Annotated in this window: 22 protein-coding genes and 1 pseudogene; 13 read left to right on the forward strand and 10 right to left on the reverse strand. The window is 72.2% G+C overall.

The features are described from left to right. Positions 1-631 (reverse strand): annotated as a pseudogene (locus tag GA0115234_RS32720) (hypothetical protein); the annotation flags it as partial. A gap of 333 nt (positions 632-964) precedes the next feature. On the opposite strand from GA0115234_RS32720, the gene purN reads away from it, so the two are divergent. Together purN and purH are read left to right on the forward strand one after the other, a co-directional pair. After that, positions 965-1,621: a phosphoribosylglycinamide formyltransferase gene (gene purN / locus GA0115234_RS32725; RefSeq protein WP_093548984.1), complete on the forward strand. Its 657-nt coding sequence runs from the start codon at positions 965-967 to the stop codon at positions 1,619-1,621. Next, positions 1,608-3,161 (forward strand): bifunctional phosphoribosylaminoimidazolecarboxamide formyltransferase/IMP cyclohydrolase, encoded by a 1,554-nt coding sequence (gene purH, locus GA0115234_RS32730; RefSeq protein ID WP_093548986.1) that lies wholly within the window; start codon positions 1,608-1,610, stop codon positions 3,159-3,161. Before purN ends, purH begins: the two co-directional genes overlap by 14 nt. A gap of 154 nt (positions 3,162-3,315) precedes the next feature. Here purH and GA0115234_RS32735 read toward each other — a convergent pair whose 3' ends face one another. Next, positions 3,316-4,089: an RDD family protein gene (locus GA0115234_RS32735; RefSeq protein WP_093548988.1), complete on the reverse strand. Its 774-nt coding sequence runs from the start codon at positions 4,087-4,089 to the stop codon at positions 3,316-3,318. Positions 4,090-4,314: 225 nt separating this feature from the next. Here GA0115234_RS32735 and GA0115234_RS32740 point away from each other — a divergent pair, with 225 nt between their 5' ends. The 3 genes from GA0115234_RS32740 (at position 4,315) to GA0115234_RS32750 (ending at position 7,374) form a co-directional block, all read left to right on the forward strand. Next, positions 4,315-5,178: a bifunctional methylenetetrahydrofolate dehydrogenase/methenyltetrahydrofolate cyclohydrolase gene (locus tag GA0115234_RS32740; RefSeq protein WP_093548990.1), complete on the forward strand. Its 864-nt coding sequence runs from the start codon at positions 4,315-4,317 to the stop codon at positions 5,176-5,178. A gap of 32 nt (positions 5,179-5,210) precedes the next feature. Continuing rightward, positions 5,211-5,894 (forward strand): DUF3017 domain-containing protein, encoded by a 684-nt coding sequence (locus GA0115234_RS32745; protein ID WP_093548992.1) that lies wholly within the window; start codon positions 5,211-5,213, stop codon positions 5,892-5,894. A gap of 490 nt (positions 5,895-6,384) precedes the next feature. Next, positions 6,385-7,374 carry a malate dehydrogenase gene (locus GA0115234_RS32750; RefSeq protein WP_093548994.1) on the forward strand — a complete coding sequence of 330 codons (990 nt, stop codon included), beginning with the start codon at positions 6,385-6,387 and terminating at the stop codon, positions 7,372-7,374. Between the two features lie 187 nt (positions 7,375-7,561). Here the strand turns inward: GA0115234_RS32750 and GA0115234_RS32755 are convergent, their stop codons facing one another. Together GA0115234_RS32755 and GA0115234_RS32760 are read right to left on the reverse strand one after the other, a co-directional pair. Beyond that, positions 7,562-8,296: an isocitrate lyase/PEP mutase family protein gene (locus GA0115234_RS32755; protein ID WP_093548996.1), complete on the reverse strand. Its 735-nt coding sequence runs from the start codon at positions 8,294-8,296 to the stop codon at positions 7,562-7,564. A 129-nt stretch (positions 8,297-8,425) separates the two neighbouring features. After that, positions 8,426-8,938 (reverse strand): carboxymuconolactone decarboxylase family protein, encoded by a 513-nt coding sequence (locus GA0115234_RS32760; RefSeq protein WP_093548997.1) that lies wholly within the window; start codon positions 8,936-8,938, stop codon positions 8,426-8,428. Between the two features lie 47 nt (positions 8,939-8,985). On the opposite strand from GA0115234_RS32760, the gene GA0115234_RS32765 reads away from it, so the two are divergent. Next, entirely contained in the window at positions 8,986-10,389 is a 1,404-nt protein-coding gene (locus tag GA0115234_RS32765; protein ID WP_093548999.1) for a MocR-like pyridoxine biosynthesis transcription factor PdxR, read from the forward strand. Positions 10,390-10,407: 18 nt separating this feature from the next. Here GA0115234_RS32765 and GA0115234_RS32770 read toward each other — a convergent pair whose 3' ends face one another. Next, the gene (locus GA0115234_RS32770) at positions 10,408-11,262 is read right to left on the reverse strand and encodes a hypothetical protein (protein WP_093549184.1); all 855 of its coding nucleotides are present in this window, start codon (positions 11,260-11,262) and stop codon (positions 10,408-10,410) included. A gap of 156 nt (positions 11,263-11,418) precedes the next feature. Here GA0115234_RS32770 and GA0115234_RS32775 point away from each other — a divergent pair, with 156 nt between their 5' ends. Both GA0115234_RS32775 and GA0115234_RS32780 read left to right on the forward strand, forming a co-directional pair. Further along, complete coding sequence (locus GA0115234_RS32775; protein WP_093549001.1) at positions 11,419-11,694, forward strand: hypothetical protein; 276 nt, start codon at positions 11,419-11,421, stop codon at positions 11,692-11,694. Positions 11,695-11,699: 5 nt separating this feature from the next. After that, positions 11,700-12,881 carry a glutathionylspermidine synthase family protein gene (locus GA0115234_RS32780; RefSeq protein ID WP_093549003.1) on the forward strand — a complete coding sequence of 394 codons (1,182 nt, stop codon included), beginning with the start codon at positions 11,700-11,702 and terminating at the stop codon, positions 12,879-12,881. Here GA0115234_RS32780 and GA0115234_RS32785 read toward each other — a convergent pair. Continuing rightward, entirely contained in the window at positions 12,871-13,668 is a 798-nt protein-coding gene (locus GA0115234_RS32785) for an SMI1/KNR4 family protein (RefSeq protein WP_093549005.1), read from the reverse strand. The genes GA0115234_RS32780 and GA0115234_RS32785 overlap by 11 nt on opposite strands. Before the next feature lie 62 nt (positions 13,669-13,730). Next, a complete protein-coding gene (gene rocD, locus GA0115234_RS32790) occupies positions 13,731-14,936 on the reverse strand; it encodes an ornithine--oxo-acid transaminase (protein WP_093549007.1) in 1,206 nt (401 codons plus the stop codon). 138 nt (positions 14,937-15,074) lie between these two features. Between rocD and trpS the strand changes: the two genes are divergently transcribed. Together trpS and GA0115234_RS32800 are read left to right on the forward strand one after the other, a co-directional pair. Further along, positions 15,075-16,088, forward strand: coding sequence for a tryptophan--tRNA ligase (trpS, locus tag GA0115234_RS32795; protein ID WP_093549009.1), 1,014 nt, complete (start codon positions 15,075-15,077; stop codon positions 16,086-16,088). A gap of 112 nt (positions 16,089-16,200) precedes the next feature. Beyond that, the gene (locus GA0115234_RS32800; RefSeq protein ID WP_093549011.1) at positions 16,201-16,788 is read left to right on the forward strand and encodes a 2'-5' RNA ligase family protein; all 588 of its coding nucleotides are present in this window, start codon (positions 16,201-16,203) and stop codon (positions 16,786-16,788) included. Positions 16,789-16,833: 45 nt separating this feature from the next. On the opposite strand, the gene GA0115234_RS32805 is transcribed toward GA0115234_RS32800, so the two are convergent. Both GA0115234_RS32805 and GA0115234_RS32810 read right to left on the reverse strand, forming a co-directional pair. Beyond that, positions 16,834-17,721: an SDR family NAD(P)-dependent oxidoreductase gene (locus tag GA0115234_RS32805; protein ID WP_093549013.1), complete on the reverse strand. Its 888-nt coding sequence runs from the start codon at positions 17,719-17,721 to the stop codon at positions 16,834-16,836. 54 nt (positions 17,722-17,775) lie between these two features. Then, a complete protein-coding gene (locus GA0115234_RS32810) occupies positions 17,776-19,125 on the reverse strand; it encodes an FAD-dependent oxidoreductase (RefSeq protein ID WP_093549015.1) in 1,350 nt (449 codons plus the stop codon). A gap of 142 nt (positions 19,126-19,267) precedes the next feature. Here GA0115234_RS32810 and GA0115234_RS32815 point away from each other — a divergent pair, with 142 nt between their 5' ends. After that, positions 19,268-20,197, forward strand: coding sequence for a YihY/virulence factor BrkB family protein (locus tag GA0115234_RS32815; protein WP_093549017.1), 930 nt, complete (start codon positions 19,268-19,270; stop codon positions 20,195-20,197). On the opposite strand, the gene GA0115234_RS32820 is transcribed toward GA0115234_RS32815, so the two are convergent. Further along, the gene (locus GA0115234_RS32820; RefSeq protein WP_329195319.1) at positions 20,145-21,392 is read right to left on the reverse strand and encodes a D-alanyl-D-alanine carboxypeptidase family protein; all 1,248 of its coding nucleotides are present in this window, start codon (positions 21,390-21,392) and stop codon (positions 20,145-20,147) included. The two genes, GA0115234_RS32815 and GA0115234_RS32820, sit on opposite strands and share 53 nt — an antisense overlap. 121 nt (positions 21,393-21,513) lie before the next feature. Here GA0115234_RS32820 and GA0115234_RS32825 point away from each other — a divergent pair, with 121 nt between their 5' ends. Both GA0115234_RS32825 and GA0115234_RS32830 read left to right on the forward strand, forming a co-directional pair. After that, positions 21,514-21,759, forward strand: coding sequence for an SCO4848 family membrane protein (locus GA0115234_RS32825; protein WP_093549020.1), 246 nt, complete (start codon positions 21,514-21,516; stop codon positions 21,757-21,759). Between the two features lie 30 nt (positions 21,760-21,789). Then, the gene (locus GA0115234_RS32830; protein WP_093549022.1) at positions 21,790-23,094 is read left to right on the forward strand and encodes a metallophosphoesterase; all 1,305 of its coding nucleotides are present in this window, start codon (positions 21,790-21,792) and stop codon (positions 23,092-23,094) included. Positions 23,095-23,153: the final 59 nt, after the last annotated feature.

Genomic DNA, 23,153 nt, shown 5'->3' on the forward strand with positions numbered 1-23,153 from the left:
CGGAACCCGGTGCCGGGGCGGAGCCGGCCGCCGCGGCGCCGGTTGCGGTGGCGCTCTTCGGCTTCGACCGGAGCGCGCTGATCGCCCAGTACACGGCGAGTGCGCCGAGCAGCAGGGCGATCTCCGGGAAGTCGAAGAGCGCGAAGAAGAAGGCCCACATGCCGGACAGCAGCGCATAGCGCGCCCGGCGCTGGGCGGGGTCGGTCGGGTCCCAGCGCATTCCGCCGGGGCCGCCCTCGGGGCCGCCCTGGCCGTTCGGCCCGCCCTGGCCTCCGGGGCGGCCGCCGAAACCGCCGCTCTGGCGGCCGGGCTGCTTGCTGCTCCACTGGCCGCCCCAGACCGGCCGGTCGCCGGAGGAGCCGCCCTCGGCGGACCCGTCGCCCTCGCCCCGGCCGTTCTCGTTGCCGGTGTCGGCGGGGCGGCGGGGCTGCCAGGGCTGGTCGGGCCGGTTCTCGGGCGGCGCGGCGAACGGGTTGTCGTCCGACTGGCCGGAAGAGGAAGAGGGAGAACCGGAAGAGGAGGAGGGAGAAGAGGAGGAAGAGCCCGTGGGGGACTGGCGTTCTCGCATCAGCAGTGAGGTCCGCTCGGGCAGCGGCTGGCGGAAGGCGGTGCGGCGGCGTCGGTCCGGCATGTGGTGAACGTCTTCCCCATCTCGTCATTTCCGCCCTGTGGACGGTTCGCTGTCCCCTGACGCTACCTCCCGGCCAGGAGGGGCCGAAAGCTGGGAGCGCGGCCCGCACGGCCGATATCCCCCGCCCGCGACCGTCGCCCTTCCCGGGAGCCCGGCCGACGGCCGCCGACCCCCGTCCCCCGGGGGTCCTTCAAGGTGCCGGTATCGTTGCTGACGGTCGGCTGGTTCGTAGAGTTCCCCGTATCGAGGGGCTCGGATCTTTCGTACGACCATACAAATCAGCGTCGCTCTGCTTCACCACGCGAGAACCACCACGCGAGAAAGGGCCCAGCCGTGGCCTCCCCGCCCCCCTCCGCCGGCCCGGCACGCCTGGTCGTGCTGGTCTCCGGTTCGGGTACGAACCTTCAAGCCCTGCTGGACGCCATCGGCGACGGCCCCGAGGGCTTCGGCGCGCGGATCGTCGCGGTCGGCGCCGACCGCTCCGGCATCGTCGGCCTGGAGCGGGCGGAGCGTGCCGGACTGCCGACCTTCGTGTGCAGGGTCAAGGACCACGCCACCCGCGAGGAGTGGGACGCGGCACTCGCGGCCGGGACCGCCCGGTTCCGCCCGGACCTCGTGGTGTCCGCGGGGTTCATGAAGATCGTGGGCAAGGAGTTCCTCGCCCGGTTCGGCGGCCGGTTCATCAACACCCACCCCGCCCTGCTCCCCAGCTTTCCCGGTGCCCACGGGGTGCGCGACGCGCTCGCGTACGGCGTGAAGGTCACCGGGTGCACCGTCCACTTCGTCGACGACGGTGTCGACACCGGTCCGATCATCGCGCAGGGCGTGGTCGAGGTGACCGAGGAGGACACGGCGGAGGGCGAAGCCGCTCTCCACGAACGCATCAAGGAAATCGAGCGCAAGCTGCTCGTCGAGGCCGTGGGGCGGCTCGCCCGCGACGGCTATCGCATTGAGGGACGAAAGGTTCATCTCGGTCATGTCGGTGAATAAGCCCATCCGCCGCGCCCTGGTCAGCGTCTACGACAAGACGGGGCTGGAAGACCTCGCCCGCGGTCTGCACGAGGCCGGTGTCGAGCTCGTCTCCACCGGCTCCACCGCCGGGAAGATCGCCGCCGCCGGGGTCCCGGTCACCAAGGTCGAGGAGCTCACCGGCTTCCCCGAGTGCCTCGACGGCCGCGTCAAGACGCTGCACCCGCGCGTCCACGCCGGCATCCTCGCCGACCTCCGCCTCGACGCCCACCGCGAGCAGCTCGCCGAGCTCGGCGTCGAGCCGTTCGACCTGGTGGTCGTCAACCTCTACCCGTTCAAGGAGACCGTCGCCTCCGGCGCCTCCGCCGACGAGTGCGTGGAGCAGATCGACATCGGCGGCCCCTCGATGGTCCGCGCCGCCGCCAAGAACCACCCGTCGGTGGCCGTCGTCACCAGCCCCGAGCGGTACGCCGACGTGCTGACCGCCGTCGAGGCGGGCGGCTTCGACCTGACGGCCCGCAAGCGGCTCGCCGCCGAGGCGTTCCAGCACACCGCCGCGTACGACGTGGCCGTGGCCTCCTGGTTCGCCGCCGACTACGCCGCCGCCGACGACTCGGGCTTCCCCGACTTCTTCGGTACGACGTACGAGCGCGAGAACGTCCTGCGCTACGGCGAGAACCCGCACCAGCCCGCCGCGCTCTACACCTCCGGCTCCGGCGGCCTCGCCGAGGCGGAGCAGCTGCACGGCAAGGAGATGTCGTACAACAACTACACGGACACCGACGCCGCGCGCCGGGCCGCGTACGACCACGCCGAGCCGTGCGTCGCGATCATCAAGCACGCCAACCCGTGCGGCATCGCGATCGCCGACGACGTCGCCGAGGCGCACCGCAACGCGCACGCCTGCGACCCGCTGTCGGCCTTCGGCGGTGTCATCGCCGTCAACCGCCCGGTGACCGTCGCCATGGCCGAGCAGGTCGCGGAGATCTTCACCGAGGTCATCGTCGCCCCGGCGTACGAGGACGGCGCGGTCGAGGTCCTGGCCCGCAAGAAGAACATCCGCGTGCTGCGCTGCCCCGAGGCCCCGTCCGCCGAGGTCGAGGTCAAGCCGATCGACGGCGGTGCGCTGCTCCAGGTCACCGACCGCCTCCAGGCCGAGGGCGACGACCCGGCCAACTGGACCCTCGCCACCGGTGAGGCCCTGAGCGCGGACGAGCTGAAGGAGCTCGCCTTCGCGTGGAAGGCCTGTCGCGCGGTCAAGTCCAACGCGATCCTGCTCGCCAAGGACGGCGCCTCGGTCGGCGTCGGCATGGGCCAGGTCAACCGCGTCGACTCCGCGAAGCTGGCCGTCGAGCGGGCGGGCGAGGAGCGCGCGCGCGGCTCGTACGCCGCCTCCGACGCGTTCTTCCCGTTCCCGGACGGGCTGGAGATCCTGACCGCCGCAGGCGTCAAGGCCGTGGCCCAGCCGGGCGGTTCGGTCCGCGACGAGCTGGTCGTCGAGGCCGCGAAGAAGGCGGGCGTGACGATGTACTTCACGGGTACGCGGCACTTCTTCCACTGATACGAGTCGTACGAGCCCACGCGTCGTACCCGGGCAGCCCGGGTACGACGGAAGGCCGCCGATTCCCCGGAACGAGTGGGGAATCGGCGGCCTTCGTCATGCGGTGAGGGTGGTTACACCTTCAGCATGCTCACTACGTCGTGATGACGCGTGCTCACTTCGTCTTGATGACGATCGTGCTGCCGGCGCGGTCGTGCCAGCCCTGGAGCTTGCCCGAGTTGTCGAAGAAGGGCGAGAGGTAGACCAGCAGCGTGCCCAGACCGCAGAAGAGCGAGCCGACCATCGGGATGATCCAGCGGATGAAGCCCGCACCCAGGCCGGGGGCCTGGCCGGTGCTCTCCTTGACGACCTTGACGTTGAGGACCATCTTGCCGAGCGTGGCACCCCAGATGGAGACCATCAGCCACTCGTAGAGCAGCGCGATCAGCGCGAACACGGCGATGAAGCCGAAGAAGCCCGCGAGGATGCCGACGCTGGCGTCGGCCGCGTCGTTCACGCACTGGGTGTAGGCGGCGGTGCCGTACTCGGTGCCGCTGCAGTCGTCTATGGAACTCGACGCGCCCACGAGGCTCGCGACGCCGATCGCCGAGAAGATCGCGTAGAGGATGCCGTACGCGACGCCGTCCAGCGCACGCGCGCCCAGGCGGCGCCCCATCGTGGCGAGTTCGACGGTGCCGAGGCCCGCGACGTTGATGTAGCCGTTGTTGGCCTGGAGGGTGCCGCCCGGCTGCTGGGGCGGGTAGCCGTAACCCGGCTGACCCTGCGGCTGGCCCGGCTGCTGCGGGTAGCCGTAGCCCGGCTGACCCTGCGGCGGCACGCCCTGCGGGGCCTGCTGCGGGTAGCCGTAACCGGGCTGCTCCTGCGGCGGCTGGTTCGGCTGCTGGCCGTACGGGTTGTTCGGATTCGGGTTCGGGTCGCCGAAACTCATCTGGGCGTTCCTCCAACGTGCGTGCGGGGACGATGCGGCCGCACGGAGGAAAGAAAGGTCAGTGGTCCGCCCCCCGGTACTTCTGCGGCACTGCGGCCATAATCGTTATAAGCAGAACATAAGTTTGTCCAGCCGTGGCTGGTGGATGTTGCGCAAGTGCAACCTCGTGTCCACCGCCGACGCCCGAATTGGTATGCGGGCGGGGTCATCCGCGAGTATGGGGACATGACTGCCCAGATTCTCGATGGCAAGGCCACCGCAGCCGCGATCAAGTCCGATCTCACCGTCCGCGTGGCGGCCCTCAAGGCGCAGGGCATCACCCCTGGCCTGGGAACCCTGCTCGTCGGGGACGACCCGGGCAGCCGGTGGTACGTCAACGGCAAGCACCGCGACTGCGCGCAGGTCGGCATCGGCTCCATCCAGCGCGAACTCCCCGACACCGCCACCCAGGAGGAGATCGAGGACGTCGTACGGGAGCTCAACGCCAACCCCGAGTGCACGGGTTACATCGTGCAGCTGCCCCTCCCCAAGGGCATCGACACCAACCGCGTCCTGGAGCTGATGGACCCGGCCAAGGACGCCGACGGCCTCCACCCGATGAGCCTCGGCCGGCTGGTGCTGAACGAGACGGGCCCGCTGCCCTGCACCCCGCAGGGCGTCGTCCAGCTGCTCCGCCACCACGGCGTGGAGATCAACGGGGCGCATGTCGTGGTCGTCGGCCGCGGTGTCACCATCGGCCGTTCCATCCCGCTGCTGCTGACCCGTAAGTCCGAGAACGCCACCGTCACCCAGTGCCACACCGGTACGCGTGACCTCTCCGCCCACCTCAGGCAGGCCGACATCATCGTCGCCGCCGCCGGGGTGCCGCACATCATCAAGCCCGAGGACGTGAAGCCGGGCGCCGCCGTGCTCGACGTCGGCGTCAGCCGGGACGAGAACGGCAAGATCGTCGGGGACGTCCACCCGGGCGTGGCCGAGGTCGCCGCCTGGATCTCCCCGAACCCGGGCGGTGTCGGCCCGATGACCCGTGCCCAGCTGCTCGTCAACGTGGTCGAGGCGGCCGAGCGCGACGCGGCCGCGGCCGTCTGAGCCGGCCGACCCGATCCGGAGGGAACAACCCCATGGGTGCTGGTACGAGTCCGGCCGACCCGGCCGCCGAGGCGGACGGCACGTCCGCGGTGCCGCCGCGCGCGGACAAGCCGGGCGCGGGCAAGGACAAGGGGACAGCGGGCAAGGACGAGGGGGCGGCGGACAAGCCCGCATCCGGCAAGTCCGCATCCGACGAGCCCGCACCGGAGGAGGGGACGGCGGACGAGGGAGCGGCGGACGAGCCCGCACCCGATCCGGCCGTGGCCGCGTCCAGTGACGACGCCGCGGGCGCGGGCGAGGGAGCGGCCGGTGGTACGCGGCCGTCGCGGCGGTTCCCGTCGTTCACCCGGGACACCGCGCGCCCCGAGGGCGGCGGCCGGGCCGCGTCCGGGGACGCACCCGCCCCGGCCCGTCAGTGGCCGCTGCTCGCCGTGCTCTGTACGGCCGGGATCGGGCTGCTGATCGTCGCGGTCGACCCGTTCGCCGAGGCCTTCCGGGTCGGCACGATGCTGATCGGTGTCGCCCTCATCGGGGGCGCCGTGCTGCGCCTCGTGGTGCCGTCGGTGGGCATGCTGGCGGTACGTTCCCGCTTCACCGATCTGGTGACGTACGGGCTGCTCGGCTTCCTCATCGTGATGCTCGCGCTGGTGGCGCAGCCCAAGCCGTGGCTGGACATCCCGTTCCTGGAGCACGCGGTCCACTTCACGATCCGCTGAGCGCGCCCGGACGGGCGGCCGTGCCGCCCGCAGAGGTGTCCGTCCCTTCCCCCGAGGAGGGACGGACACCGGTATCGGGGCCCACCGGAACGTGAAACGCCCTGGTGCGAGACGGCCTGAGCGGCCTTGCCCCGTCTGGCCTTCAGCCTGGTCGACGGGGTGGGCCGGTTCAAGGAATCCCCGGGGCCTGTGGCACGGAAGTGACCATTCCGCCACCGTGTGATCGTCCGGCAACGGAGCCCCGGGCCGGGGCTCCGCCGCCGGGCCGTACCGGCGCCGCCACCGGGGGCTCCGCCGCCTCCCCGGCGACCGGGATTCGGCCGGGTGAGCGCTGTGTGACGGGTTGTGTGCGGTCCCACAGGGGGCAGGGCGGCCGGGAGGTTCCGGGTCGGATAGCCTGATCGCTGGATATCTCTTCACATCAAGATTCAGGGATGTCCAGCACCAGGGGCCAGGAACCCCCACCGCCAGCTGTCTAACGGAGATCGCCATGACCCGCACTCCCGTGAATGTCACCGTGACCGGCGCAGCCGGCCAGATCGGCTACGCGCTGCTCTTCCGCATCGCCTCCGGCCACCTGCTCGGCCCGGACGTGCCGGTCAACCTGCGTCTCCTGGAGATCCCGCAGGGCCTGAAGGCCGCCGAGGGCACCGCGATGGAGCTCGACGACTGCGCGTTCCCGCTGCTGCGCGGCATCGAGATCACCGACGATGCCAACAAGGCGTTCGACGGTGCCAACGTCGCCCTGCTCGTCGGCGCCCGCCCGCGTACGAAGGGCATGGAGCGCGGTGACCTGCTCTCCGCCAACGGCGGCATCTTCAAGCCGCAGGGCAAGGCCATCAACGACAACGCCGCGGACGACATCAAGGTCCTCGTCGTCGGCAACCCGGCCAACACCAACGCGCTCATCGCGCAGGCCGCGGCCCCGGACGTACCGGCCGAGCGCTTCACCGCGATGACCCGCCTCGACCACAACCGCGCGATCTCGCAGCTGGCCGCCAAGACCGGTGCCGCCGTCTCCGACATCAAGAAGCTGACGATCTGGGGCAACCACTCGGCGACCCAGTACCCCGACATCTTCCACGCGGAGGTCGCCGGGAAGAACGCCGCCGAGCTCGTCGACGACGAGGCGTGGCTGGCCGACACCTTCATCCCGACCGTCGCCAAGCGCGGCGCCGCGATCATCGAGGCCCGTGGCGCGTCCTCGGCCGCTTCCGCCGCCAACGCCGCCATCGACCACGTGCACACCTGGGTCAACGGCACCGCCGCGGGCGACTGGACCTCGATGGGTATCCCGTCGGACGGCTCGTACGGCGTGCCCGAGGGCATCATCTCGTCCTTCCCGGTCACCACGAAGGACGGCGTGTACGAGATCGTCCAGGGCCTGGACATCAACGAGTTCTCCCGTGCGCGCATCGACGCCTCGGTGAAGGAGCTCACCGAGGAGCGCGACGCGGTGCGCGAGCTCGGCCTGATCTGATCCGTACGCCTCTCCCGGCGCATCCACCGCCCCCGGCCGCAGTCGCTGCCGGGGGCGGTGGCGTACACGGCCGCGAGCGGAGCCGTCACGTCCGCGACGCCTCCGGCCGTGGCGGCGCGCATGGGGTCATGGCGCGGGCCGCAACCGGGCGGCAGGCAAGCCCGACCACGTACCGCCACAGAAGCGCCTACGCGGTCCGCAGCCCGTCCGCGATCTCGCGCAGCGCCGCCATGGCCCGGCGTTGCAGCCCGGGGCCGAAGGTGATCCGGGCGGCGCCCAGCTCGCCCAGCCGGCGCGGGGCCGGGCCGTCCGGCCGGGCGAGGGCGTTGAGCGGGGCCGGGACGGCGGCGGCCAGCGCGGGCAGCGCCTCGGGCGGGGCCATGATCGGATAGACGCAGTCCGCGCCCGCCGCCACGTACAGCAGCGCACGGCGGATCGTCTCCGCCTCCGGGTCCGTGCCGTCGGGGACGCCGCGGACATAGGTGTCGACGCGGGCGTTGACGAACAGCGCGTCGCCCGCGACCGCCCGCACCTCCGCGAGCCGGTCCGCATGCCGCCGGGCGTCGAAGAGCACACCGTCGGCGGAGTCCTCCAGATTGCAGCCGACGGCTCCGGCATCGAGGAGCCGCTCCACGAGCTCCTTCGGGGCCAGTCCGTAACCCGCCTCGATGTCCGCCGAGACCGGCACCGAGGCCGGGACGGCGCGCACGATCCTGGCCACGGCCGCGAACATCTCGGCGGCGGGCGTCGCCCCGTCCTCGTGGCCGAGCGAGGCCGCGACCCCGGCGCTGGGGGTGGCGAGCGCCGGGAAGCCCGCCTCGACGAGGACGCGCGCACTCGCCGCGTCCCACGGGCCGGGGACGACCAGCGGGTCCCCGGGGGCGCGGTCGTGGTGCAGGGAGCGGAGGACGGAAGCGGTCACGCGGGGCTCCTGGGATGTCGGGCGGTGGCGGGGCGTGGGCACGGGCCTGCCGGAAGGCACGGCAGGTCCGGGAGGCCGGAAGGCATGGCAGCTCCGAGAGGGCCGGCCCGCGGGGCCGGCCGTGCCGGGTCAGTGCTTGATGTCGCCCGGCTTGTAGTGGCCGGGGACCATGCGGGTGGTCACGGCGAAGCGGTTCCAGGCGTTGATCGTCGTGATCGCGGCGACGAGATGGGCGAGCTCGGTCTCGTCGAACTGCTTCGCGGCCCGCTCCCACACCTCGTCCGGCACGAAACCGTCGGTCAGTACGGTCACCGCCTCGGTCAGCTCGATCGCCGCGAGCTCCCTGGGCGTGTAGAAGTGCTTCGACTCCTCCCACGCGCTGAGCTGGACGATCCGCTGGACGGACTCGCCGGCCGCGAGCGCGTCCTTGGTGTGCATGTCGAGGCAGAACGCGCAGTGGTTCAGCTGCGAGGCGCGGATCTTCACCAGCTCCCCGATGACCGGGTCGAGGCCCCGGCGGGACGCCGCGTCCAGCCGGACCATGGCCTTGTAGACATCGGGAGCGAGCTCGGCCCAGTGCTGGCGGGGCGTGTGCTCGGGGGTGAGGCCGGAGGTCGGGTGGTGGTGCTCGTTCGTCGTCATGGGTACGACACTAGGGGGTGGATGGCACACCGGTATGGTCCATTTCCATGACGGATTCCTGGGCCACTTTCGGGGCCGACCTGCATCTCGAAACGACCGGCGCGGTGGGGCTGCGGGCCGGACTCATGGACGCCCTGCGCGAGGCCGTACGGACGGGGCGCCTGGCCCCCGGCACCCGGCTCCCGTCGTCCCGCGGCCTCGCCGCCGACCTCGGCATCGCGCGGAACACCGTCGCGGACGCCTACGCGGAGCTGGTCGCCGAGGGGTGGCTCACCGCCCGGCAGGGCTCCGGCACCCGGGTGGCGCGGCGGGCCGAGCCGCGCCGGTCGGCCACCAGGACCATCCGGACCCGCGCGGTGCCGTCCCGGCCCGCCCACAACCTGCTGGCCGGGTCGCCCGATCTCTCGACGTTCCCCCGCGCCGACTGGCTCAAGGCGTCCCGGCGCGCCCTGACCGCCGCGCCCAACGACGCCTTCGGCTACGGCGACCCGCGCGGGCGCATGGAGCTGCGCACCGTGCTCGCCGACTATCTGGCACGGGCCCGCGGGGTGTACGCGGACCCGGAGCGGATCATGATCTGCGCGGGTTTCGTGCAGGCGCTGAAGCTGATGGGGCCGGTGCTGCGCAGACGGCGGGTGCGGGAGGTGGCCGTCGAGTCGTACGGACTGGACGTGCACTGGGACCTGCTCAGGGACGCCGGGCTGCGGCTGCCCCGCCTGCCGGTCGACGGACTCGGGGCGAGGACCGGTGAACTGGCGGGGCTGCGCGGCGCGGGCGCGGTGCTGATGACGCCCGCGCACCAGTTCCCGACGGGGGTGCCGCTCCACCCCGACCGGCGGGCCGCGGCCGTGGACTGGGCGCGCGGCACGGGCGGGCTGGTCCTGGAGGACGACTACGACGGCGAGTTCCGCTACGACCGGCAGGCGGTCGGCGCGCTCCAGGGCCTGGACCCCGAACGCGTGGTGTACCTGGGGACGACGAGCAAGTCGCTGGCCCCCGGGCTGCGCCTGGGGTGGATGGTGCTGCCGGAGGCGCTGGTGGGGGAGGTGGCCGAGGCCAAGGGGCTGAGCGACTGGTCGTCGAGCGCGCTGGACCAGCTGACGCTCGCGGAGTTCATCGCGTCGGGCGCGTACGACCGCCATGTGCGCGCGATGCGGCTGCGCTACCGGCACCGCCGCGACCAGCTCGTCGCGGCACTGGCGGAACGGGCCCCCGGCGTCCGGGTCAGCGGCATGGTGGCCGGGCTGCACGCCGTTCTCGAACTGCCCGCGGGCAGCGAGGCGTCGGTGCTGCGCGCGGCGGCGTGGCAGGGGCTGGCGCTGGAGGGGATGTCGCGCTTCCGGCACCCGGACGCGACCCCGGACCGTGACGCGCTGGTCATCGGCTACGGAACACCCACCGACAGCGCCTGGGCGGGTGCGCTGGACGCACTCTGCCGGGTGCTGCCCTGAGGCCCTGCGGGACGGTCCTCAGGGGTGCTCGGGGACCGCCGGGTCCGGGGCGTCCGCCGGGGCCTCGCCGAACCGGGCCAGGGCCAGCGCCCCCGCCACCGCCACCACGAAACCGGCGACCGCCAGCCACTCCAGTCCCGTACGGGTGCGGTCGCCGAGCCAGATCACGCCCACCAGCGCCGGGCCGATCGTCTCGCCGAGCACCATGCCGGCCGTCGCCGTGGTCACCGAACCGCGTTGCAGGGCCGAGGTCAGCAGCAGGAACGCCGAACCGCCGCCCAGCAGCAGCGCGTACGCGGCGGGGTTGGTGAACAGCGCCGCCGGGGACACGTCGTCGATCAGCCGGACCGTGACCTCGACCACCCCGAAGCCGCAGCCCGCGCCGAGCCCCAGCGCGAGCGCCCTCGGTTTCTCCGGCAGCCGCCCGGCCGCCGCGCCGATCAGCAGGATGCCGAGGGCGATCCCCAGCATCGACCAGGCCAGGGCCGCCGAACCGGTCCCATGGCCCTCGCCGCCGGAAGCGAGCCCCAGCATGCCGAGACCGGCGCAGACGACACCGACCGCGGACCACTCCACGGCGCTCAGCCGCACTTTCAGCAGCCGGGCGGCGGCCACCGCGGTCACCGCGAGACTCGCGGCCAGCGCGGCGCCCACCGCGTAGATCGGCAGGGAGCGCAGGGCGATGATCTGGAGGACGAAGCCGCAGCCGTCCAGGGCGAGTCCGGCGAGGTAGCGCCACTGGCGCAGGGCGCGCAGCAGCAGCCGCGGATCGACCCCCGCGTCCGACCCCGGCTCGGCGGCGGCCCGCGCGGCGACGGCCTGGAGGACCGAGGCCGTACCGAAGCAGACAGCGGCGCCGAGCGCGCAGATCATCCCGAAGAGCACGAGGGGACTCTACTTGGGGATGTCCGGCGCCCCTGCTTCCTGTCGCACCCGGCGGCCCTTTAATCTGACGAATGGTCGTACTGGCTTGATTCATATGCTTGCTTGATTCATGCGCTTGATGCGTATCGCGGGGGAGACGGAAACATGGCCACACGCAGACTGAGGTCGAGCACCGTGGTGCTCGGCGGCATGGGGGTGCTCGCGGCGATGATCACCTCCTGCGGCTCGGAACCGGACAAGCGGTGCGTCGACCCGCTGACCCAGGACACGCTGCCGAGTTACGAGTGCAAGAACAGCGACGGCAAGGGCTCGTACTACTACGGCGGCAGCAGCAAGAACGGCAAGGTGCAGGGCGGCAGCTTCAACAAGTCCGCGGTCGAGCGCGGCGGTTTCGGCTGCTCGGGCACCGGCGGCGGCTGACCGGCATGGAACGCCGCACCGCACGGCCGCGCCCCGACTGGCAGCGGACGGTGGAGGAGCAGGGCATCGTCTTCCCGCTCACCCGCTACCCGGACGGATCGCTGCGCCCGTACTGGGACGAGAGCGCCTACTACGTCTTCTCGCTGTCCGAGGTCGAGGCGCTGGAGGAGGTCGTCGAGGAACTGCACACCATGTCGCTGGCCGCGGCCGCGCACATCGTGGAGCGGGACCGCTTCGCCGAACTCGGCATCACCGACCGGCGGCTGGCCGGTCTGATCGCCCGCTCCTGGCAGCGCCGTTCCGAACTGCCCTCCCTGTACGGCAGGTTCGACCTGCGGTACGACGGCACCGGTCCGGCGAAGATGCTGGAGTACAACGCGGACACCCCCACCTCCCTGGTGGAGGCGGCGAGCGCCCAGTGGTTCTGGATGGAGGACCGCTTCCCGGGCGCCGACCAGTGGAACTCGCTGCACGAACGACTCGTCGCGGCCTGGAGACGGCAGGCCGCCCTGCTGCCGCCGGGACCGCTGCACTTCGTGCACTCCGACGGCGACGAGCTGGGCGAGGACCTGATGACGGTCGCCTATCTGCGGGAGACCGCCGCGCAGGCCGGCATCGAGACCGAGGCGCTCTCCGTCGAGCGGATCGGCTGGGACCGGCTGAGCGGGCGGTTCGTCGACGAGCGGCTCCGCTTCATCCGGAGCTGCTTCAAGCTGTACCCGTGGGAGTGGCTGGCGACCGACCGGTTCGGCCCGCATGTGCTCGACACCCTCGACAACGGCGGCGGTACGGGGACGACCTGCTGGATCGAGCCCGCCTGGAAGATGCTGCTGTCCAACAAGGCGCTGCTGGCGATCCTCTGGGAGCTCTACCCGGGCCACCCGAACCTGCTGCCCTCCCACCTCGACGGCCCCCGCGAACTCGCCGCGTCCGGCGGCTATGCCGCCAAGCCGCTGCTCGGCCGGGAGGGGGCCGGGATCACGCTCCACGAGCCGGGAGGCCCGGCGGTGCCGAGGGACGAGCCGTGCTGCTACCAGGAGCTGGCGCCGCTGCCGGACTTCGACGGCAACCGTGTGGTGCTGGGCGCGTGGGTCGTCGAGGACGAGGCGGCCGGTCTCGGCATCCGCGAATCGGCGGGCCCGGTCACGGACGAGTACGCCCGCTTCCTGCCGCACGTCATCCTCTAGGGCCTTTCGCCGTCGGCTCGGCCGGGCAGCGGCCCGCCCGCAGCCAGCCGAGCAGGTCGTCCGTCACCGGCTCGCCCTCCGCCTCGACGTCCGCGCAGATCGCGCCCAGCCCGAGCCGGTGCACGGAGGTGCGGTCGCGGCCGTGGCGGCGCATGAAGAACCCGTCGCCCCCGCTGTCGTCCCCGACCAGCACCCAGTCCGGCGCGTACCGGGACACCTCGAAGGTCTCGTTGCGTTCCCCGGCGCACTGCGGACCGTAGACATGGACCCCGTTGTCGAGCAGCACGCCCGGTGTCGACCGCCACAGCCGGGCGACCGCGGGATTGGGTCCGTCCCGCAGCCCGCGCAGCCGCGCCGCCCGGACGGCCAGGAACCCGGCGAAGGACTCCGCCACCGGGTACTCGCTCCCGTCGGCGCCGTCCCGGCACACCACCGGGTACTCCCCGGCCCCGGCCTCCCCGCTCCGGTCGAGGGCGAAGTGGTAGGCGTCGCCGCAGTCCGGCTCGACGGCGAAGCAGAGCCGGTCGCCGGTCAGCCGCCACGCCGCGGTGATGGCCTCGTACATGTCGTCGTCCAGGTCGTCGGCGGGCCCGACCGTCGCGATGTCCGCGCCCCCCGCCCGGCCGTGGCCGTACCTCGCCAGCCACCAGCGGTACGACGCCGGCAGCGGGCCGACGCGGGCCTCGGCCGCGCCGATCAGCGCCTCCGGCACGGCGGCGGCCGGTCCGCGGCCGAACCCCGGTGAAGCGTCGACCAGGTCCCGCAGCAGTGTCAGGTCAGGTTTCACGGCGCCGAGTCTGCCAGGGCGGGCCCCGGGTCGGGCCCCTGGGCCCGCCCTGGGGGCCGGGGTCAGCCGCGCAGGACGGCGCGGAGCTGTTCGAGCCCCCAGTCCAGGTCCTCCTTGCTGATCACCAGCGGCGGGGCGATCCGGATCGTCGAGCCGTGCGTGTCCTTGACCAGCACCCCGCGGTCCATCAGCTTCTCGGAGATCTCCCGGCCCGTGCCGAGGGCCGGGGCGATGTCCACGCCCGCCCACAGCCCGCGGCCCCGTACCGCCTCCACCGCGCCGCCGCCCGTCAGCAGCCCCAGCTCCTGGTGCAGGTGCTCGCCCAGCTCGGCCGCCCGCTGCTGGTACTCGCCGGTGCGGAGCATCGCGATGACCTCCAGCGCGACCGCGCAGGCCAGCGGATTGCCGCCGAACGTCGAACCGTGCTCGCCGGGCCGGAACACCCCGAGCACGTCCTGGGAGGAGACCACCGCCGACACCGGCACCAGACCGCCGCCCAGCGCCTTGCCGAGCACGTACATGTCCGGCACGACACCCTCGTGCTCGCAGGCGAAGGTCTTCCCGGTCCGGCCCAGGCCCGACTGGATCTCGTCCGCGATGAACAGGACGTTCCGCTCACGCGTGAGCGCCCGCACCCCGGGGAGGTAGCCCGGCGGCGGCACCAGCACCCCGGCCTCGCCCTGGATCGGCTCCATGAGCACCGCCACGGTGTTCTCGGTCATCGCCTCCCGGAGCGCCGTGAGGTCCCCGTACGGCACGATCTCGAACCCCGGGGTGTACGGGCCGAAGTCCTCCCGCGCCTCCGGGTCCGTGGAGAAGCTGATGATCGTCGTCGTCCGGCCGTGGAAGTTGTTCGCGGCGACGATGATCTTCGCCATGCCGTCCGGGACGCCCTTCACCCGGTACCCCCACTTGCGCGCCGTCTTCACCGCGGTCTCCACGGCCTCCGCGCCCGTGTTCATCGGCAGCACCGACTCCATGCCGCACAGCTCGGCGAGCTGCGTACAGAAGTCGGCGAACCGGTCGTGGTGGAAGGCGCGCGAGGTGAGGGTCACCCGCTCCAGCTGTGCCTTGGCGGCGTCGATCAGGCGCCGGTTGCCGTGACCGAAGTTGAGCGCCGAGTAGCCGGCCAGCAGGTCGAGGTAGCGGCGGCCCTCGACATCGGTCATCCAGGCCCCGTCCGCCGTGGCGACGACGACGGGCAGCGGATGGTAGTTGTGCGCGCTGTGCGCCTCGGCGGAGGCGATGGCGGTTTCCGTGGTCGACACGGGATCTCCGTTCGTCGTGGGGCGGGCGGGGGTGGTGCCCACTTTGTATCGTTGGTCGGATCAGTGGCGAGGAAACCTGTATTTCCCGGCGCGCCAGGCCGGTCGGGGGCCGGTGCCCGCACCTGAGACAATGAGTTCATGGCCTCTGAACGCCCCCGCGTGCTCTCCGGAATCCAGCCCACCGCAGGCTCGTTCCACCTCGGCAACTACCTCGGCGCGGTCCGCCAGTGGGTGGCGCTGCAGGAATCCCACGACGCCTTCTACATGGTCGTGGACCTGCACGCGATCACGATCCCGCAGGACCCCGCGGAGCTGCGCGCGAACACCAGGCTCGCCGTCGCCCAGCTCCTCGCCGCCGGTCTCGACCCGGAGCGCTGCACGCTGTTCGTCCAGAGCCATGTCCCCGAGCACGCCCAGCTGGGCTGGATCATGAACTGCCTCACCGGCTTCGGCGAGGCGTCGCGGATGACGCAGTTCAAGGACAAGTCCGCCAAGCAGGGCGCCGACCGCACCACGGTCGGTCTCTTCACGTACCCGATGCTGATGGTGGCCGACATCCTGCTGTACCAGGCCGACCAGGTCCCGGTCGGCGAGGACCAGCGCCAGCACCTGGAGCTGACCCGCAACCTCGCCGAGCGGTTCAACGGCAGCTACGGCGACACGTTCACCGTGCCGGACCCGTACATCCTCAAGGAGACGGCGAAGATCTACGACCTCCAGGACCCGTCGGCGAAGATGAGCAAGTCGGCGCCGACCCCGAAGGGCCTGATCAACCTCCTGGACGAGCCGAAGGCCACCGCCAAGAAGGTGAAGAGCGCGGTCACCGACACCGACACGGTCATCCGCTTCGACCGGGCCGAGAAGCCCGGTATCAGCAATCTGCTGAGCATCTACTCGACACTCACCGGGACCGGTATCGCGGATCTGGAGCAGAAGTACGAGGGCAAGGGCTACGGTGCGCTCAAGACCGACCTCGCCGAGGTCATGGTCGAGTTCGTCACACCGTTCCGGACCCGCACCCAGGAATACCTGGACGACCCGGAGACGCTGGACTCGATCCTGGCCAAGGGCGCCGAGAAGGCCCGTGCCGTCGCGGCCGAGACCCTGGCCCTGACGTACGACCGGATGGGCTTTCTGCCCGCGAAGCACTGAGTCCAAGGACCCTGGCGGTTTCGCGGCCGCAGGCGTCACACTGGCGACGGGAAGTCGAATCGGTCGATGGCCGAAAACAGGCCATCGATCATCGAGGATTGAGGAGGACGACGTGGGGACCGTAACGCTCGGCGTTTCGATCGCGGTCCCGGAGCCCTACGGCAGCCTGCTCCAGGAGCGGCGCGCGAGCTTCGGGGATCCTGCCGCGTACGGCATTCCCACCCACGTCACCCTGCTCCCGCCGACCGAGGCCGAGGCGGCCGACCTGCCCGCGATCGAGGCGCATCTCGCCCAGATCGCGACGGGCGGCCGGCCCTTCCCGATGCGGCTGTCCGGCACGGGCACCTTCCGCCCCCTCTCGCCGGTCGTCTTCGTCCAGGTCGTCGAGGGCGCCTCGGCCTGCACCTGGCTGCAGAAGCGGGTCCGGGACTCCTCCGGGCCGCTGGTGCGCGAGCTCCAGTTCCCGTACCACCCGCATGTGACCGTGGCGCACGACATCGCCGAGGAGGCGATGGACCGGGCGTACGCGGAGCTCGCCGACTACGAGGCGGCCTGGACCTGCGGTTCCTTCGCGCTGTACGAGCAGGGCCCGGACAGCGTCTGGCGCAAGATCAACGAGTTCCCGTTCGGCGCCGGGGGCGCCGCCTCCGCGGTGCCCGCGCAGGGCGGCTCCGCCCTGGACGAGCCCTCCCTGCACTGACCGGCCCGGCGCCGCCCGCTCGGACCAGCCGCTCGGACCGCCCGCTCAGATCGGCAGCCGCCGGAACAGCGGGCGCGGCACATGCCGCAGCGCCGACATCACCGCACGCAGCGATCCGGGCACCCACACCGTCTCCGAGCGCCGCCGCAGCCCCGTCACGATGGCCTCCGCGACCGCCTCCGGCGTCGTGGTGAGCGGCGAAGCCTCCAGCGGTGCCGAGGCGAACCGGGCCGAGGCGGACCGGGCCGCGACGATCCGCTCCGGCGCGAGCAGGGCCGCCCCGCCCCGGGGCGCGGTCGGTGGCGCGGCCGGCACGGTCCCCGACGCCGTCCCCGTGGCCGTCGCCTGAGCCGTGGCGGACCGTACGACGCCGGGGCGCACGACCATCACATGCACCCCGGTCCCGTGCAGCGCGTCCCCCAGCCCCTGCGTGAACGCGTCCAGGCCCGCCTTGCTGGACCCGTAGATGAAGTCGGCGCGGCGGGCGCGCTCGCCCGCCACCGAGGACAGCACCACCAGCGAGCCGTGCCCCTGCGCCTGGAGCGCGCCGGCGCACACCAGCCCGGCGGAGACCGCCCCCGTGTAGTTGGTCTGGGCGACCCGTACCGCGGCGAGCGGCTCCTCCTCGTCGCGTCCCTGGTCGCCCGCGATGCCGAAGGCGAGCAGCACCATGTCGATGTCGTCCTCGGCGAAGACCGCGCCGAGCACGGCCTCGTGCGATGCGGCGTCGAGGGCGTCGAAGCCGACCGTACGGACGTCGGCGCCGCGGGCGCGCAGATCGGCGGCGGCCGCGTCGAGCGCGGGAGAGGGGCGCCCGGCCAGCCGGACCGTGCGGGTCCGCAGGGCGATCAGCCGCCGCGCGGTGGCCAGGGCGATCTCCGAGGTGCCGCCGAGGACGAGCAGGGACTGGGGGGCTCCGAAGGCGTCCTTCACGGGAACACTCCTTGCGACGGTGGGGGTGGGGAGGATGGGGCGGGCAGCGGTGGTTCAGAGCGACAGGCGGCGCGAGAGGTCCGAGCGGAAGGCCCCGCCCGGGTCCAGCTCGGCACGGAGCGACCGGAAGTCGGAGAGCCTCGGATACATCGCGGCCAGCAGCTCCGGCCTCAGCCGGGAGTCCTTCGCCAGGCAGACCCGGCCGCCCGCCCCCGCCACCTCCTCGTCCAGCGAGTCCAGGAACCGGGCCAGGCCGGGCAGCGCGGCGGGCAGGTCGAGGGCGAGCGCCCAGCCGGGCACCGGGAACGACAGCCAGCCCGGGTCGCCGGCGCCGAACCGCTTGAGCACGGCGTCGGACGTCGGGCAGCGCCGCCGGGAGATCCGGTGCACGATCCGGCGCAGCGCCTCCTCCTGGCCGTGCCCGACGGCGAACTGGTAGCGCACGGACCCGGCGCGCCCGGCGGCCCGGTGCCACTGCGGCAGACCGTCCCGGGGGTGGAAGAACGCGGCGAGCCGCTGGAGTTCACCGATCCGGTACGTGGGAGCGCCCCGGTACCGCAGCTCGTTGAAGAGGGTGGCCGGGGCGCCCCCGAGCAGCGCCTCCGGCACGAGGGCGGGGGCGGACGGCAGCGGCCCCGGGCGGAACGAGAGCGGTGTGCGCCGCGCGCGCGCCGGGAGCGCGTACCGGGGTACGTGCTCCGCCCGGGTGAGCACGGAGCGTCCTGTCGCCCGGCCCCGGGCGCGCAGATCGATCCAGGCGGACGAGTAGCGGTAGCGGTGGTCCCCGGCGGTGAGCCTGTCCAGCAGGTCGTCCAGATCGACGGCGCGTTCGGTGTCGACCGACATCCAGGCGCTGGTGACGCGGTGGCACCGGAGCGTGGCCGAGAGGATCACACCCGTCAGGCCCAGGCCGCCCGCGGTCGCGTCGAAGAGAGCGGTGCCGGGCCGGACCGTACGGATCTCGCCCCCGGCGGTCAGCAGCTCCAGCTCCTGGACGTGCCGGGAGAAGGAGCCCGCGAGGTGCTGGTTGCGGCCGTGGATGTCGGCGCCGATCGCGCCGCCCACGGTGACGTAACGGGTCGTGGGCGTGACGGGGACGAACCAGCCGAGCGGCAGCAGGACCTCCATCAGCCGGTGCAGGCTGACCCCGGCGTCGCAGACCACGCGTCCGGACCCGGCGTCGATGGTGCGGATCCGGTTCAGCGCGGTCATGTCGAGGACGGAACCGCCCGCGTTCTGCGCCGCGTCGCCGTGGGCCCGGCCGAGGCCCCGGGCGATGGAGCCACGCGGTCCGCAGCCGCGTACCGTCGCCGCCGCCTCCTCGTACGTACGGGGGCGGAAGCGCAGGGCGGTCGTCGGGGCGGTGCGGCCCCAGCCGGTCAGGGACACGGTGTCGACAGACATGATCGTGACCGTATCGCCCGGGAAAACCCTTTCGAGGTATTTGTTACAACACTCACCGATATGGATGATTGAAGGGGCGTCAGTCCGTACGGCAGCGGGACCCGGTGCCGGTTTTCCGGACCCGGGAGGGTAGTCGTACGTCATGGACTGGCTGAGAAACCTCCCCGTCATCGGGCCGATCGTCGCCCGGGTGATGGCGACGCACGCCTGGCGCTCCTACGAGACGCTGGAGCGGGTCCACTGGGCCAGGCTCGCCGCCGCGATCACCTTCATCAGCTTTCTGGCGCTCTTCCCGCTGATCGCGGTCGGCGCGGCGATCGGTGCCGCGCTGCTCTCCAACGAGCAGCTCCACCGGATCGAGGAGAAGCTCGCCGAGCAGGTGCCCGGCATCTCCGACCAGCTCGGCATCGACAACCTGGTGACCCACGCGGGCACGGTCGGACTGGTGGCCGGTGCCCTGCTGCTCTTCACCGGCATCGGCTGGATCGGCTCGATGCGGGACTGCCTGCGCGCCGTCTGGGGACTGGACGACGTGAGCCTGGGCAATCCGGTGTTGCGCAAGCTCAAGGACGCGGGGCTGCTGTTCGGCCTCGGCGGGGCGGCGCTCGCCACGTTCGCCGTGTCGTCGGTCGGCTCCGTCGCCGTCGGCCGGGGCGCGGATCTGCTGGGCATCTCGGACCGGGGCGCGGGCGGGGTGGTGCTGCGGGTGGCCGCCCTGGTCGTGGCGGCGCTCGGCGGCTTCCTGCTGCTGCTCTATCTGCTGACCCTGCTGCCCGGCGTCGAGCCGCCGCGGCGCGGGCTGCTGGTCGCCGGGGCGATCGGCGCGGTCTGTTTCGAACTGCTCAAGCTGCTGCTCGGCAGCTATATGCAGAGCGTGGCGTCGAAGAGCATGTACGGCGCCTTCGGGGTGCCGGTCGCCCTGCTGCTGTGGATCAACTTCTCGGCGCGGCTGCTGCTGTTCTGCGCCGCCTGGACGGCGACGCAGAACAGCGAGGAGACCGGGGAGGAGCCGGCGGCCGTCAGCGGCGGGAGCGGCGGCGCATCAGGTCCGGCAGCGGCCAGCGCCGGTTGACCAGGAACACCCCGCCGGCCAGCAGCACCAGGACGCCCCCGACGATGCCGAGCGCGACCCCGACGCCGCTTCCTCCGCCCTCGGCCGCGGCGGTCTTCGAGGCGTGCGCGGGGCCGTTGCGGCCCTCGCCCTTGCCCTGCGCGGCCGCCGGGCCCTTCCCGGTGCTGGTGGTGGCGGACTTCGGGGGCACCAGTTCGCCGACCGGGGTCACCTTGTCGCTCGCGTCGAAGCCCCAGTCGAGCAGATCGGCGGCTTCGTCGTAGACGGCGTGGGGCTTTCCGGACGACGGGTTCATGACGGTGACGAGCAGCACCTTGCCGTCGCGTTCGGCGACACCGGTGAAGGTGTTGCCCGCGTGCGTGGTGTAGCCGTTCTTGACGCCGGCGATGCCCTTGTACGGCTCGACGCCGTCCGCGCCGGTGAGCAGCTTGTTGGTGTTCTGGATGGCGAAGCTCTCGCGCTTCCCGTTCTTCTCCTCGCCGGGGAACTGCGCCTCGGCCGTCGAGCAGTACTCCCGGAAGTCCGCCTTCTGCATCCCGCTGCGGGCGAACAGCGTCAGGTCGTAGGCGCTGGAGACCTGTTCGGGCGCGTCGTACCCGTCGGGCGACACCACCTTCGTGTCGAGGGCCTGCAACTCCTCGGCGTGCGCCTGCATGGCGTCGACGGTCTTGGGGACGCCGCCGTACATCGCGGACAGCACATGCACCGCGTCGTTGCCCGAGCGCAGGAACACCCCGAGCCACAGGTCGTGGACCGTGTAGGTGAGCTTCTCCTTGACGCCGACCAGGCTGCTGCCCTCGCCGACATCGGCGAGATCCTCGTCCTTGACGGTGTACTTCTGGGTCTTCGGCTGGAGCGCGGGCATCACGGTGTCCGCGAAGAGCATCTTCAGGGTGGAGGCGGGCGGCAGTCGCCAGTGCGGGTTGTGCGAGGCGAGGACCTGGCCGCTCTCCGCGTCCGCGACGATCCAGGACCTGCCCGTGAGTCCCTTCGGCAGCACCGGGGCGTCCGGTCCAAGCTTGACCTGCGTGCCGGTCCGGCCCAGCAGTTCGCCACCGACCTGGGACATGTCCGCGGGCGGCTTCGGCTGGTCGTCGGAGGCGTCCTTGCCGACTGCCGATGCCGGGCTGACAACAAATGTGGACAACAAGGCGGCAGAGATGACCGTCATCGCGGTCTTTTTGAGAGCAGGCACGGTCGGAAACGTACATGCAGAAGATATGAAAATGGGTACGGATGGCTTGACCCGCCGGACGTACCGCCGGGACAGCCCACCCCGTGCCGCCCTGCCGGAGCGCGGCGGAGATACTGAGTCCATGAAGCTCAGCCGCCCCGTCTCCTGGTTCCTGCTCGCCTTCGGGGTGTGGAGCTGGTTCATCTGGATCACTTTCGTCAAGAACCTGTGGAAGGACGGCAGCGGACTCGCCTTCGACGACGCGGGTGACCCGACTGCGTACTTCTGGGTACATCTGCTGCTCGCGATCACGTCCTTTCTCCTGGGGACGGCTGTCGGTGTGATCGGGTTCCGTGGCGTCAGGGCCCTGCGCCGCGAACGCGCATAACAGGCCGTACGACGGGGAGGCGGGGAACGCATGGCAGTGGCCGGTCTCGCGGCGGCGGTGATCGCGGTGCTCGCACTGCTCGCCGGGGTGCACCGCTATCTGTGGCGCCGCTTCGTCGGTGACACGACGGCCCGGGGCAGCGCCCTGCGCAGGGCCGGCACGGTGGCCGCGTACGTCCTGCCCCTGCTGAGCGTCGGCGCGCTGGTCGCCGGCCGCGCGGGTGCGCCCTTCTGGCTCCAGCGGGTGCTGGCCTGGCCGGGCTATCTGTGGCTGGCCGCCGTGCTGTACCTGACGCTGGCTCTGCTGGTGGGGGAGGCGGTACGGCCCCTGCTGAGCCGGGCCCTCGCGGGCCGGGCCAACCGGACGAAGGGCGCGTACGCGGACCCGATGCCGACAGGGGGAGCGCCCTTCACGCCTCCTTCACATGGTGTGGATCCCCCGGAGACCACCGCATCCGCGGCCTCCGTCACCCTGGTCGCCGACGCCCCCGCCCCGGGCCGTCCCGACGCCCCCACGCGGCGGCTGTTCGTCGCCCGAGCCGTCGGCGGCGCCGCCGCCGTCGCGGGGCTCGGCACGGTCGGCTACGGGACCTACGGGGTGCTGCGCGGGCCGCGGGTCAAGCGGATCACCGTGCCGCTCGCCAAGCTGCCGCGCTCCGCGCACGGCTTCCGGATCGCCGTCGTCAGCGACATCCACCTCGGCCCGATCCTCGGCCGCGCCCACACCCAGCGGATCGTCGACACGATCAACCGGACCCAGCCGGACCTGGTCGCCGTCGTCGGGGATCTCGTCGACGGAACCGTCGCCGATCTCGGGCCTGCCGCGGAGCCGCTCGCCCGGCTGCGTTCCCGGCAGGGGAGTTTCTTCGTCACCGGAAACCACGAGTACTACTCCGGCGCCGCCGAATGGGTCGATCAGGTGCGGGAACTGGGCCTCCATCCGCTGGAGAACGCCCGGGTGGAGATCGGCGGCTTCGATCTCGCGGGCGTCAATGACGTCGCCGGGGAGAGCGAGGGGCAGGGGCCCGACTTCGCCCGCGCGCTCGGCGACCGGGACCGTACCCGTGCCGCCGTCCTCCTGGCCCATCAGCCCGTCGTCATCCACGACGCCGTCGCTCACGGAGTGGACCTCCAGCTCTCCGGCCACACCCACGGTGGCCAGCTCTGGCCGGGCAACTACCTCGCGGATCTGGCCAATCCCACGGGCGCCGGACTCGACCGCTACGGCGACACCCAGCTGTACGTCTCACGGGGCGCGGGCGCCTGGGGGCCGCCCGTACGGGTCGGTGCGCCCTCCGACATCACGGTCGTGGAGCTCGCTTCGCTCCGGGCGTGACTCTCCGTCGACGAAAGGTTCCGGACGTTCGGATGCACCCAAGGTTTCAACCGCCGAAC

The organism is Streptomyces sp. DvalAA-43 (genome assembly GCF_900091725.1).
Lineage (GTDB): Bacteria > Actinomycetota > Actinomycetes > Streptomycetales > Streptomycetaceae > Streptomyces > Streptomyces pulveraceus.